Source organism: Pantoea sp. EEL5 (genome assembly GCF_049892805.1).
Classification (GTDB): Bacteria; Pseudomonadota; Gammaproteobacteria; order Enterobacterales; family Enterobacteriaceae; genus Pantoea; species Pantoea ananatis.
In genome coordinates this window covers 187509-200549 of sequence record NZ_JBNDNJ010000003.1, presented here as the reverse complement: position 1 = coordinate 200549, position 13041 = coordinate 187509, and the positions used below count along the sequence as shown (strand labels likewise).

The 13041-nt window shown below is 54.8% G+C and carries 10 protein-coding genes and 1 other annotated feature (1 of these 11 cut by a window edge); of the genes, 8 read left to right on the top strand and 2 right to left on the bottom strand.

The genetic code is table 11. The features are described from left to right. Positions 1-24, top strand: a sequence feature (Thr leader region) (it extends 101 nt beyond the left edge of the window). A 25-nt stretch (positions 25-49) separates the two neighbouring features. From thrA to thrC, 3 genes are read left to right on the top strand one after another with little or no spacing between them, the layout of a single operon-like run. After that, complete coding sequence (gene thrA, locus ACPXSQ_RS15160) at positions 50-2512, top strand: bifunctional aspartate kinase/homoserine dehydrogenase I (protein WP_013024550.1); 2463 nt, start codon at positions 50-52, stop codon at positions 2510-2512. Positions 2513-2514: 2 nt separating this feature from the next. After that, the gene (gene thrB, locus ACPXSQ_RS15155; protein WP_024472265.1) at positions 2515-3444 is read left to right on the top strand and encodes a homoserine kinase; all 930 of its coding nucleotides are present in this window, start codon (positions 2515-2517) and stop codon (positions 3442-3444) included. A 3-nt stretch (positions 3445-3447) separates the two neighbouring features. Then, positions 3448-4731, top strand: a complete 1284-nt coding sequence (gene thrC, locus ACPXSQ_RS15150; RefSeq protein ID WP_013024552.1) for a threonine synthase — start codon at positions 3448-3450, stop codon at positions 4729-4731. Between the two features lie 71 nt (positions 4732-4802). Here thrC and yaaA read toward each other — a convergent pair whose 3' ends face one another. Beyond that, positions 4803-5576, bottom strand: coding sequence for a peroxide stress protein YaaA (yaaA, locus tag ACPXSQ_RS15145; RefSeq protein ID WP_014592877.1), 774 nt, complete (start codon positions 5574-5576; stop codon positions 4803-4805). A 207-nt stretch (positions 5577-5783) separates the two neighbouring features. On the opposite strand from yaaA, the gene tal reads away from it, so the two are divergent. The 3 genes from tal (at position 5784) to ACPXSQ_RS15130 (ending at position 8854) form a co-directional block, all read left to right on the top strand. Beyond that, a complete protein-coding gene (tal, locus tag ACPXSQ_RS15140) occupies positions 5784-6737 on the top strand; it encodes a transaldolase (protein WP_013024554.1) in 954 nt (317 codons plus the stop codon). 117 nt (positions 6738-6854) lie between these two features. Beyond that, entirely contained in the window at positions 6855-7442 is a 588-nt protein-coding gene (gene mog / locus ACPXSQ_RS15135; RefSeq protein ID WP_013024555.1) for a molybdopterin adenylyltransferase, read from the top strand. 104 nt (positions 7443-7546) lie between these two features. Continuing rightward, positions 7547-8854, top strand: coding sequence for an MFS transporter (locus tag ACPXSQ_RS15130; RefSeq protein WP_028714804.1), 1308 nt, complete (start codon positions 7547-7549; stop codon positions 8852-8854). A gap of 45 nt (positions 8855-8899) precedes the next feature. Here the strand turns inward: ACPXSQ_RS15130 and ACPXSQ_RS15125 are convergent, their stop codons facing one another. Beyond that, positions 8900-9460, bottom strand: coding sequence for an acetate uptake transporter (locus ACPXSQ_RS15125; protein ID WP_014592880.1), 561 nt, complete (start codon positions 9458-9460; stop codon positions 8900-8902). 297 nt (positions 9461-9757) lie between these two features. On the opposite strand from ACPXSQ_RS15125, the gene dnaK reads away from it, so the two are divergent. Both dnaK and dnaJ read left to right on the top strand, forming a co-directional pair. Then, positions 9758-11668 carry a molecular chaperone DnaK gene (gene dnaK / locus ACPXSQ_RS15120; protein ID WP_013024558.1) on the top strand — a complete coding sequence of 637 codons (1911 nt, stop codon included), beginning with the start codon at positions 9758-9760 and terminating at the stop codon, positions 11666-11668. Between the two features lie 102 nt (positions 11669-11770). After that, positions 11771-12916: a molecular chaperone DnaJ gene (gene dnaJ / locus ACPXSQ_RS15115; RefSeq protein WP_013024559.1), complete on the top strand. Its 1146-nt coding sequence runs from the start codon at positions 11771-11773 to the stop codon at positions 12914-12916. Positions 12917-13041 lie beyond the last annotated feature (125 nt).

Genomic DNA, 13041 nt, shown 5'->3' with positions numbered 1-13041 from the left:
CTCACGAGTGCGGGTTTTTTTTTGACTCAAAATCAGGAGAGTTGACATCATGCGAGTGCTGAAATTCGGTGGGACCTCGGTTGCTAATGCAGAGCGTTTTCTGCGCGTGGCCGATATTCTGGAAAGTAATGCGCAACAGGGACAGGTTGCCACCGTGCTTTCTGCGCCCGCTAAGATTACCAACCATCTGGTCGCGATGATCGAAAAAACCATTAGCGGTCAGGATGCGCTGCCGAATATCAGTGACGCGACGCGCATCTTTGCGGAGCTGCTGCAGGGGCTGGCCGAGGCGCAACCCGGTTTCGACTATGACGGGCTTAAAAGCCGCGTAGACAGCGAGTTTGCTCAGCTTAAACAGGTGCTGCACGGGATCAGCCTGTTGGGACAGTGCCCTGACAGCGTCAACGCCGCGATGATCTGTCGTGGTGAGAAGCTCTCGATTGCGATTATGGAAAAGCTGCTTGAGGCACGAGGTTATGGCGTCAGCGTTATCGATCCGGTCGAGAAGCTGTTAGCCATCGGCCACTATCTCGAGTCTACCGTGGATATCGCAGAATCAACCCGCCGCATCGAAGCCAGTAAAATTCCGGCTGAAAATATGATCCTGATGGCCGGTTTTACCGCCGGTAATGAGCGGGGCGAGCTGGTGGTGCTGGGCCGAAACGGTTCCGACTACTCTGCTGCCGTGTTGGCGGCTTGTCTGCGTGCCGATTGCTGCGAAATCTGGACCGACGTAGACGGGGTTTATACCTGTGATCCCCGTCAGGTGCCGGATGCCCGCCTGCTCAAATCCATGTCATACCAGGAGGCGATGGAGCTCTCCTATTTCGGGGCGAAAGTCCTGCATCCACGGACTATCGCGCCTATCGCCCAGTTCCAGATCCCTTGCCTGATTAAAAACACGGCCAATCCGCAGGCCCCAGGTACGCTGATCAGCGCCAATGGTGAACAGGATGAATTCCCGGTTAAGGGCATCACCAACCTGAATAATATGGCGATGTTTAACGTGTCTGGCCCGGGGATGAAAGGCATGGTGGGCATGGCCGCCCGCGTGTTCGCGACCATGTCACGCACCGGGATTTCAGTGGTGTTAATCACCCAGTCTTCTTCTGAATACAGCATCAGCTTCTGTGTTCCTCAGAGCGAGCAGGCGCGAGCGCGCCGCGTGCTGGAAGACGAATTCTATCTTGAACTGAAAGATGGATTGCTGGATGCGCTGGACGTTATCGAAAATCTGGCGGTGATCTCGGTTGTAGGGGATGGCATGCGCACCCTGCGCGGGATTTCAGCGAAATTCTTCTCTGCCCTGGCGCGCGCCAATATCAACATTATCGCTATCGCTCAGGGATCGTCTGAACGCTCTATTTCGGTCGTGGTCAATAATGATGACGTCACCACGGGCGTGCGCGTCGTGCATCAGATGCTGTTTGCCACCGACCAGGTGATTGAGGTTTTTGTGGTGGGCGTCGGCGGAGTCGGCGGCGCCCTGCTGGATCAGCTGCATCGCCAGCAGACGTGGCTTAAACAAAAGCACATCGATCTCCGCGTTTGCGGCATTGCGAATTCCCGGGCGCTGTTAACCAACGTGCACGGTATCGATCTCAGCGACTGGAAAGGCGAAATGGCGCAGGCCAAAGAGCCGTTTAACCTGGGGCGCTTAATTCGCCTGGTTAAAGAGTATCATTTACTGAATCCGGTGATTGTGGACTGTACCTCGAGCCAGGCGGTTGCCGACCAGTACGCAGATTTTCTGGCGGAAGGTTTTCACGTGGTCACGCCGAATAAAAAGGCCAACACCTCGTCGTGGGAATACTATCAGAAGATGCGTGTGGCGGCGGCGGGATCGCGTCGTAAGTTCCTGTATGACACTAACGTCGGCGCGGGTTTACCCGTCATTGAGAACCTGCAAAATCTGCTCAATGCAGGCGATGAGTTGATCAGGTTCTCGGGAATTTTATCAGGATCGTTATCCTATATTTTTGGCAAGCTGGATGAAGGTGTATCGCTGTCAGAAGCGACCAGGATGGCACGCGAGATGGGCTTTACCGAGCCCGATCCTCGTGACGATCTCTCTGGTACGGATGTCGCGCGCAAGCTGCTGATTCTGGCGCGTGAAGCGGGGCATTCGCTCGAAATGAGCGACATTGAAATCGAACCCCTGCTGCCCGCGCATCTGAATGCCATCGCCGATGTCGACCAGTTTATGGCGCAGTTACCCGAAGCCGATGCGGCGATTGCAGCCAGGGTGGAACAGGCACGTGCTGAAGGCAAAGTGCTGCGTCTGGTTGGCGTGATCGAAGAGGGCGGGGCATGTAAAGTGAAGATCGATGCGGTTGACGGTAACGATCCGCTTTTCAAAGTCAAAAATGGCGAAAACGCGCTGGCCTTTTACAGCCGCTATTATCAGCCGATTCCGTTAGTATTGCGCGGATACGGTGCAGGAAACGATGTGACAGCTGCGGGCGTGTTTGCCGATCTGCTGCGCACACTGTCATGGAAGTTGGGAGTGTAATGATGGTAAAAATTTATGCGCCGGCCTCAATCGGTAACGTCAGCGTGGGTTTTGACGTGCTGGGCGCGGCGGTATCGCCAGTGGATGGTACATTGCTGGGTGACTGCGTGTCGGTCGAGGCGGCCGACAGCTTTAGCCTGAGCAATGCGGGACGTTTTGTCAGTAAGCTGCCCAGCGATCCCAAAGAGAACATCGTCTATCAGTGCTGGCAGCGTTTCTGTGAAGCGATTGGCAAAACCGTACCTGTAGCGATGACGCTGGAAAAAAATATGCCGATCGGCTCCGGCCTCGGCTCCAGCGCCTGCTCCGTGGTGGCTGGCCTGATGGCGATGAATGAATTTTGTGGTAACCCGCTTGATGAAACTCAGCTCCTGACCCTGATGGGAGAACTGGAAGGGCGCATCTCCGGTAGCGTACATTACGATAATGTCGCGCCCTGCTTCCTTGGCGGTATTCAGCTGATGCTGGAAGAAAACGGCATTATCAGTCAGGCCGTACCCGGATTTGACGACTGGCTGTGGGTCATGGCCTATCCGGGTATTAAAGTCTCGACGGCGGAAGCGCGGGCGATTTTACCTGCGCAGTATGCAAAGCAGGACTGCATCAAACACGGTCGTCTGCTGGCAGGCTTTGTTCACGCCTGTCATACGCGCCAACCTGCGCTGGCGGCTAAACTTATGCAGGATGTCATTGCTGAGCCTTATCGTACTCAGCTGTTACCGGGCTTTGCCGAGGCTCGCCAGGCCGCGCAGGATATTGGCGCGCTGGCCTGTGGAATATCGGGCTCCGGCCCCACGCTATTTGCCGTTTGCAACCAGATGGAAACGGCGCAGCAGATGGCCGACTGGCTGAGCCAGCACTATCTGCAGAACGATGAAGGCTTCGTCCATATCTGCCGTCTTGATACGGCTGGCGCACGTAAACTGGGATAACGCATGAAACTCTACAACCTTAAGGATCATAACGAGCAGGTCAGCTTCGCCCAGGCGGTGAAACAAGGTCTGGGTTCACAGCAAGGGCTGTTTTTTCCGCTCGAACTGCCGGAATTTGAACTGACCGACATCGATGCCATGCTGGAAATGGATTTTGTTACCCGTAGCAGTAAAATCCTTTCAGCCTATATCGGGGATGAAATCCCGGCAGCGCACCTGACTGAACGCCTGAAAACCGCGTTCACCTTCCCGGCGCCGGTTAAGGCCGTCAGCGACGACATTGCCTGCCTGGAGTTGTTCCACGGCCCGACGCTGGCGTTCAAAGATTTTGGCGGCCGCTTCATGGCGCAGATGCTGTCATACGTCAGCGGGTCCGATGAGCAAATTACCATTCTGACGGCGACGTCCGGCGATACCGGTGCTGCCGTGGCTCACGCTTTTTACGGTATGGAGAATGTGCGTGTTGTCATCCTCTATCCGCAGGGGAAAATCAGCCCGTTACAGGAGAAGTTGTTCTGCACGCTGGGCGGCAACATCGAAACCATTGCGATTGACGGCGATTTTGACGCCTGCCAGTCGCTGGTTAAGCAGGCGTTTGACGATCAGGCGCTGAAAAAGGCGATCGGCCTGAACTCCGCTAACTCGATTAACATCAGCCGCCTGCTGGCGCAGATTTGCTACTACTTTGAAGCGGTTGCCCAACTGCCGCAGGAGAAGCGTAATCAGCTGGTGGTCTCCGTGCCAAGCGGAAACTTTGGTGATTTAACGGCCGGCCTGCTGGCGAAATCACTGGGCCTGCCGATTAAACGCTTTATCGCCGCGACCAACGCCAACGATACGGTGCCACGTTTCCTGGGCAAGGGTGAATGGCAGCCTAACGCCACCGTGGCGACGCTGTCGAATGCTATGGACGTTAGCCAGCCAAACAACTGGCCGCGTGTGGAAGAGCTGTTCCGCCGTAAAACCTGGCGTCTGAGCGATCTGGCTTACGGTGCGGTAACGGACGATGTTACGCGTGAAGCGATGCGCGAGCTGGCTAAGCTGGGTTACGTCTCTGAGCCGCATGCGGCAATTGCCTGGCGTCTGTTGCGTGACCAACTGCAGGAAGGGGAGTTTGGTTTATTCCTCGGAACGGCCCATCCGGCTAAGTTCCTGGAGAGCGTGGAAAGCATTCTGGATCAGAAACTGGCATTGCCTGCCGAGCTGGCTGAGCGCGCGGATCTGCCCCTGCTGTCGCATCAGATGGGCGCAGATTTTGCCCAGCTGCGGGCGTTTCTGCTCAAGTAATGCTCTGTCAGTCAGGATGAGGTGGGCTGACCACCTCATCGCTTTTGCAGGGCTAATGCGTCGGGCTGTTGTTACTGCTCGGCGCGTTTAAACACCATCTCATTCTCACGGCTTTCCTCAGCCGCAAAAGCATAGCCATCCACGTCGAACCGCGTAAGCTGCTCTGGCTTCGTCAGGCGATTCTGAATGATGTAACGGCTCATCAGTCCCCGCGCTTTTTTCGCATAGAAACTGATCACTTTGAATTTGCCATTTTTCTCATCCAGAAAGACCGGTTTAATCAGGCGCGCCTGCAGTTTCTTGGGTTTGATGGCTTTGAAGTACTCATCGGAAGCCAGATTGATTAGCACGTCATCGCCCTGACTGGCCAACGCGTCGTTCAGTTTTTCCGTTAACAGATCGCCCCAGAAGCTGTAGAGATCCTGACCGGCCGGGTTAGCCAGTTTGATGCCCATCTCCAGCCGATAGGGCTGCATTAAATCCAGCGGCCGCAGCAGGCCGTAAAGTCCGGACAGCATACGCAGATGCTGCTGGGCAAAGTCGAAATCTTGCTCGCTAAACGTCTCAGCCTGTAAACCGGTATAGACATCACCTTTAAACGCCAGAATAGCCTGACGGGCATTCTTCAGATTGAAATCCGGCTGCCAGCTGTTAAAGCGGTCAGCGTTTAAGTGTGCCAGCTTGTCGCTAATACTCATCAGTGAAGCGACCTGTGCCGGCGAGAGCTTACGCGCAATTTCAATCAGCTGTTGTGACTTTTCTAACAGCGCGGGCTGGGTAAAACGCTGCGTCGTCAGGGGGCTTTCATAATCCAGCGTCTTGGCAGGAGAAATCACCATCAACATCGTCGCTTCCTCAATGAGTCCCTTTTTTTAAGGGGTTAGCCTGTAATTGTTGCCTGCGAGTGTAGCAAAAAAGCCGCAAGGATCGGCAAATCACTCCTATTTGTTCGCGCTATCGTAAACGGCATTCCCTGACCTTGCACCACCGTTACCGCGTGATATTATCCCAACAGCCTTTTATCACCCTGACAGTTAACTAAGAGAAAAAACATGACGGACAAACTGACCTCCCTGCGTCAACTGACCACCGTAGTGGCCGACACTGGTGATATCGCAGCGATGAAGCTGTATCAGCCTCAGGACGCAACGACCAACCCTTCTCTGATTCTCAATGCTGCTCAAATCCCTGAATACCGCAAACTGATTGATGAAGCGATCGCCTGGGCGCGTCAGCAGAGCAGCGATAAAGAACAACAGCTGCAGCTGGTATCCGACAAGCTGGCCGTTAACATCGGTCTGGAAATTCTTAAGCTGGTGCCGGGCCGTATCTCCACCGAAGTGGATGCTCGCCTTTCTTATGACACCGAAGCCAGCATTGCCAAAGCTCGCAGCCTGATTAAATTGTACAACGATGCCGGTATCAGCAACGATCGTATCCTGATCAAACTGGCCTCCACCTGGCAGGGCATTCGTGCAGCAGAGCAGCTGGAAAAAGAAGGTATCAACTGTAACCTGACCCTGCTGTTCTCCTTCGCTCAGGCGCGTGCCTGTGCTGAAGCGGGTGTTTACCTGATTTCGCCGTTTGTTGGCCGTATCCTCGACTGGTACAAAGCTAACACGGATAAGAAAGAGTACGCGCCACACGAAGATCCTGGCGTGGTGTCCGTGTCTGAAATCTACGATTACTACAAGCAGCACGGTTACGAAACCGTTGTGATGGGCGCCAGCTTCCGTAACGTCGGTGAGATCATCGAACTGGCCGGTTGTGACCGTCTGACCATTTCGCCTGCGCTGCTGAAAGAGCTGGCGGAGAGTGAAGGCACACTGGAGCGTAAGCTGAGCTACAAGGGTGAAGTTAAAGCGCGTCCGGCCAAGATGACAGAATCCGAGTTCCTGTGGCAGCACAATCAGGATCCTATGGCTGTGACCAAGCTGGCCGAAGGCATTCGTAATTTTGCCATCGACCAGGGCAAGCTTGAGAAGATGCTGGCAGAAATGCTGTAATCGTTTTACCGTGGCGGCGCTGTCGCCACGGTTTTCCCTTTCCGCCACCGTTTGTTATTCTTCTTAGTACTTCCTTCCCCATGCACCGCACTGCGGTAAATCACAGCGAATATCATCATGAACACATTACGTATCGGATTGATCTCGGTTTCCGATCGCGCCGCGAACGGGATTTATCAGGATCAGGGGATCCCTGCCCTGGAAGCCTGGCTGAACAGCGCGATCAGCACGCCTTTTGAAGTGGAAACGCGCCTGGTGCCCGATGAGCAGCCCATGATAGAACAGACGATTTGCGAGCTGGTCGATGAGCGTTTTTGCCACCTGGTATTGACCACCGGTGGGACAGGCCCGGCCCGGCGTGATGTTACGCCCGATGCCACGCTGGCCGTTGCCGATCGCGAGATGCCGGGCTTTGGTGAGCAGATGCGGCAAATCAGCCTGCAGTTTGTGCCTACTGCCATTCTGTCGCGTCAGGTAGGGGTAATCCGTAAACAGTCGCTCATTCTCAATCTGCCCGGCCAGCCGAAGTCCATCAGGGAAACCCTTGAAGGCCTGAAAGACGACCAGGGCAAGATAAACGTTCCGGGCATCTTCGCGGCTGTACCTTATTGTTTACAGCTTCTGGAAGGCCCTTACGTGGAGACGCACGCGGATGTGGTAGCAGCTTTTCGCCCCAAAAGCGCGATACGTGAGATAAATAACTAAATATTTTGCTTTTCAGGAATAAGCTACAGGCTCGCTGGTGTGGTGATAAATTGACGGTATAGTAAGCGAATCTTTACAACTGTTTTCACTTTCTCTGGACGCTTATGACCACATTTAAGACACCGCGCCTGAAACCCCAGGATTACAAAACGCTGGCACTCGCGGCGCTGGGTGGCGCGCTGGAATTTTACGACTTCATTATTTTCGTTTTTTTCGCTGCCGTGATCGGCGAGATTTTCTTCCCCAGCGATATTCCTGAATGGCTCCGCCAGCTCCAGACGTTCGCCATTTTTGCAGCGGGCTACCTGGCGCGTCCGCTGGGCGGCATCATCATGGCCCACTTTGGCGATAAAGTGGGTCGCAAAAAAATGTTCAGCCTGAGTATTTTGTTGATGGCGCTGCCCACGTTGGCTATGGGCGCACTGCCTGGCTGGGACGCGATTGGCCTGGCGGCCCCCCTGTTAATGCTGCTGATGCGCATGCTACAGGGCGCGGCGATTGGTGGGGAAGTCCCGGGCGCATGGGTTTTTGTGGCGGAGCACGTGCCCTACAAACGTATTGGTATCGCCTGCGGCACGCTGACCGCCGGACTCACTATCGGCATCCTGTTAGGGTCGGTCGTGGCAACCTTAATTAATACCACCATGACCCAGCAGGCCATTCATGATGGCGGCTGGCGCATTCCTTTTTTCCTGGGCGGATTGTTTGGCCTGGGGGCGATGTATCTTCGCCGCTGGCTACATGAAACGCCGGTTTTCATTGAAATGCAGCAGCGTAAAACGCTGGCGCAGGAGCTGCCGCTGAAAACCGTAATCCTTAAACACCAAAAATCGGTCGTGATTTCGATTCTGCTGACCTGGATGCTGTCTGCCTGCATCGTGGTGGTGATTTTAATGGCGCCGGTCTGGCTGCAGAAACAGTATGGTATGGCCCCGGCGCTCACCTTAAAGGCCAACAGCATCGCGATTATCATGTTATGTATCGGGTGCATCGTTGCCGGGCTGTTGGTGGACCGTTTTGGCGCCAGTCGGACGTTGAGCCTCGGTAGCGTGCTGCTGGCATTGTGTAGCGGGATGTTCTATTCCCTCGCGCCTCAGTATCCTGATTACCTGTTTCAGCTCTATGGGCTGGTGGGTTTTAGCGTGGGCGTCGTGGGGATTGTGCCCTTTGTGATGGTACGTGCGTTCCCTGCTGAGGTGCGTTTCACCGGCTTGTCGTTCTCTTATAATCTTTCTTATGCGGTATTTGGTGGCCTGACGCCGATTTGCGTGACGCTGCTGATGAACGTTTCCACCATGGCACCCGGCTGGTATGTCATGACGCTTGCGCTGGTCGGGTTGCTGATCGGTCTCTGGCTCAGACAGGATATCAGCCATGAGCCGAATCTGTGTGACGGGATAAAACAGGCATAAACACGCACGCGGAGCCGGGCTCCGCGTGCTGCCTCGACCATTTGCTTACGCGCCGATGGGCAGAACGATCCGTCCGAAGGTTTCGTTTAGCACTTCACCTATGGCCAGGTAACAGGCGCTGGCACCGCACACCAACCCGACCCAGCCTGCGCAGGGGATCAGCGCGGGAAGATGCGCCAGGTGACCCGTCGCCAGTAACAGGAACAATAACGCCAGCGAGCCGAAAACAAACTGCAGCATCGTTGCGCTCCGCAGCGTGCCAAAGAACATAAACAGGGTAAACAGGCCCCACAGTCCTAGCCAGGCGCCTAAAAAGGTCTCATTGGCCGGTTTCGCCAGCCCCATTTCAGGCAGTAACTGAATAGCCACAAAGCTTAGCCAGAACATGCCGTAAGAGGTAAAGGCCGTCAGTCCAAACGTATTATTCTTTTTAAACGCCAGCAGTCCGGCCAGCACCTGCGCAATCCCACCATAAAACATGCCCATCGCCAGAATGGTCACATCCATGGCAAACAGGCCCGTATTGTGCAAATTCAGTAAAATCGTTGTCATGCCGAATCCCATCAACCCCAGGGGGGCAGGATTGGCCAGTGTTGTCGTTGTCATCGTTCCTCAGCGGTGTTGTTAGCGTAAAAGGCGCTGCCCGCCTCAATGCAGAATAAGCGCGGCGAGCCGCATAATAGTCAGCGTATTCATAGCCGTCTTTGATCCTGGTCTGACAGGGACTGAAAATTTTTTTTCATTTAACCCTTGATGCGCTTCTAAGCGACCCCATTTACTTGTCATCGAGCGTTGTGAACGTTGTAAAAAAAAGCATGTGAGGTTGGGTTGAATGTAAACAACCTGCCCACATAAAAGGTTCACAACCCAAACTGGCAACGAATTTAAGTGGGAGATGTTTAGATGGGTAAGATTATTGGTATTGACCTGGGTACAACCAACTCTTGTGTTGCGGTCATGGACGGCACCAAAGCGCGCGTACTCGAAAACGCGGAAGGCGATCGCACCACGCCTTCGATCATCGCTTACACCCAGGATGGGGAAACTCTGGTCGGACAACCGGCTAAACGTCAGGCCGTCACCAACCCGCAGAATACCCTGTTTGCGATTAAGCGCCTGATCGGCCGTCGCTTCCAGGACGAAGAAGTGCAGCGTGATATCAAAATCATGCCATACAAAATTGTGGGTGCCGATAACGGCGACGCATGGCTGGAAGTGAAAGGCCAGAAAATGGCACCGCCGCAGATTTCTGCGGAAGTCCTGAAAAAGATGAAGAAAACGGCTGAAGATTTCTTGGGTGAGCCAGTGACTGAAGCGGTTATCACTGTTCCAGCCTACTTCAACGATGCGCAGCGTCAGGCGACCAAAGATGCCGGCCGTATCGCAGGTCTGGAAGTCAAACGTATCATTAACGAACCTACCGCCGCGGCACTGGCTTACGGTCTGGATAAAGGCCAGGGCAACCGCACGATAGCGGTTTATGACCTGGGTGGCGGTACATTCGATATCTCTATCATCGAAATCGATGAAGTTGATGGCGAGAAAACCTTTGAAGTGCTGGCAACCAACGGTGATACCCACCTGGGTGGTGAGGACTTCGACAGCCGTCTGATCAACTATCTGGTCGCGGAATTTAAGAAAGATCAGGGCATCGATCTGCACAACGATCCGCTGGCGATGCAGCGCCTGAAAGAAGCGGCAGAGAAGGCGAAGATCGAGCTGTCTTCTGCGCAGCAGACCGACGTTAACCTGCCGTACATCACGGCGGACGCAACCGGTCCTAAGCACCTGAACATTAAAGTGACTCGTTCTAAACTGGAATCACTGGTTGAAGATCTGGTTGCTCGCTCTATCGAGCCGCTGAAAGTGGCACTGCAGGACGCCGGACTGTCAGTTTCTGACATCAACGATGTCATCCTGGTAGGTGGTCAGACTCGTATGCCACTGGTTCAGGCGAAAGTGACCGAGTTCTTTGGTAAAGAGCCACGTAAAGATGTGAACCCGGACGAAGCGGTTGCCGTAGGTGCTGCGGTACAGGGCGGTGTGTTAGGTGGTGATGTTAAAGACGTTCTGCTGCTGGACGTGACCCCGCTGTCGCTGGGTATCGAAACCATGGGTGGCGTGATGACATCGCTGATCAGCAAGAACACCACCATCCCAACCAAGCACAGCCAGGTGTTCTCGACGGCAGAAGACAACCAGTCTGCCGTAACGATTCACGTGCTGCAGGGTGAACGCAAGCGTGCCAACGACAACAAGTCTTTGGGCCAGTTTAACCTGGACGGCATTCAGGCTGCGCCACGCGGTATGCCGCAGATTGAAGTGACCTTTGACATCGATGCGGACGGTATCCTGCACGTGTCGGCGAAGGACAAAAACAGCGGTAAAGAGCAGAAGATCACCATTAAAGCGTCTTCCGGCCTGAACGAGGACGAGATTGCGAAGATGGTTCGTGATGCTGAAGCGAACGCAGAATCTGACCGTAAGTTCGAAGAGCTGGTGCAGACCCGTAACCAGGGCGACCAGATCGCGCACAGCACACGTAAGCAGCTGGATGAAGCGGGCGACAAGCTGTCAGCTGATGATAAAGCGCCTATCGAAGCTGCACTGAGCGCGCTGGAAACTGCGCTGAAAGGCGAAGATAAAGCAGAGATCGATGCCAAAATGCAGGCGCTGATGGAAGTATCCAGCAAGCTGATGGAAGCGGCACAGCAGTCTCAGGCAGGTGCAGCGGATGCCCACGATGCGTCAGCGAAGAAAGATGACGACGTGGTTGATGCTGAATTCGAAGAAGTGAAAGACAATAAGAAATAATTGCCCCTGACCGGGCGCGACGGTTGCCCTGACAGCCGTTGAAACCAGCACGGGCGTAGGAGTTTTCTCCACGCCCGTGCGATCATGTTAAGGGCTAAATAAATGGCGAAGAGTGATTACTACGAGATTTTAGGCGTCGCCAAATCTGCAGACGAGCGTGAAATCAAAAAGGCTTACAAACGCCTGGCGATGAAACATCATCCGGACCGCAATCCCGGTGATAAAGAATCTGAAACCAAATTTAAAGAAGCGAAAGAAGCCTACGAGATTCTGACCGACCCTCAGAAGCGTGCGGCCTACGATCAGTACGGCCATGCTGCCTTTGAACAAGGTGGTATGGGCGGTGGCGGATACGGCGGCGGCGGCTTTGGCGGCGGCGGTGCAGATTTCAGCGATATCTTTGGCGACGTTTTCGGTGACATCTTTGGTGGTGGCCGCCGTCAGCGCGCAGCCCGTGGTGCAGATTTGCGCTACAACATGGAGCTGACGCTGGAAGAAGCGGTTCGCGGCGTGACCAAAGAGATCCGTATACCGACGCTGGAAGAGTGTGACGTTTGCCACGGCAGCGGTGCCAAAGCGGGCACCAAACCGCAAACCTGTTCAACCTGTCATGGTGCAGGCCAGGTACAGATGCGTCAGGGCTTCTTCACCGTACAGCAGGCTTGTCCGACCTGTCACGGTCGCGGCTCGGTGATTAAAGATCCGTGCAATGCCTGTCACGGGCACGGTCGCGTAGAGAAATCGAAAACCCTGTCGGTAAAAATTCCTGCCGGTGTGGATACGGGCGACCGTATTCGTCTGAGCGGCGAAGGTGAAGCCGGTGAGCAGGGCGCACCTGCGGGCGATCTGTACGTGCAGGTGTCGGTGAAAAAACACCCGATCTTCGAGCGTGAAGAGAACAACCTCTACTGCGAAGTACCGATTAACTTCGCGATGGCCGCCCTGGGTGGCGAGATTGAAGTGCCGACGCTGGACGGTCGCGTGAAGCTGAAAGTCCCGGCAGAAACCCAGACCGGCAAGCTGTTCCGCATGCGCGGGCGCGGTGTGAAATCGGTGCGCGGCGGTGCGGTAGGCGATCTGCTGTGTCGTGTGGTGGTGGAAACGCCAGTCAGCCTGAACGACAAGCAGAAAGCGTTGCTGCGTGAGCTGGAAGAGAGCTTTGGTGGGCCCAGCGGCGAGCATAACAGTCCGCGCTCCAAAAGCTTCTTCGACGGCGTGAAGAAATTCTTCGACGACCTGACGCGTTAATCGCGTTACTGACGTCAGACCCGATGAAAGCGGAGAGGAAACTCTCCGCTTTTTTTTGCGTCCTGCACTGCTGAAACGGTTTCTCGCACAGACCAGCCCTGCACCTTTCACGGCTATCCGGTTCT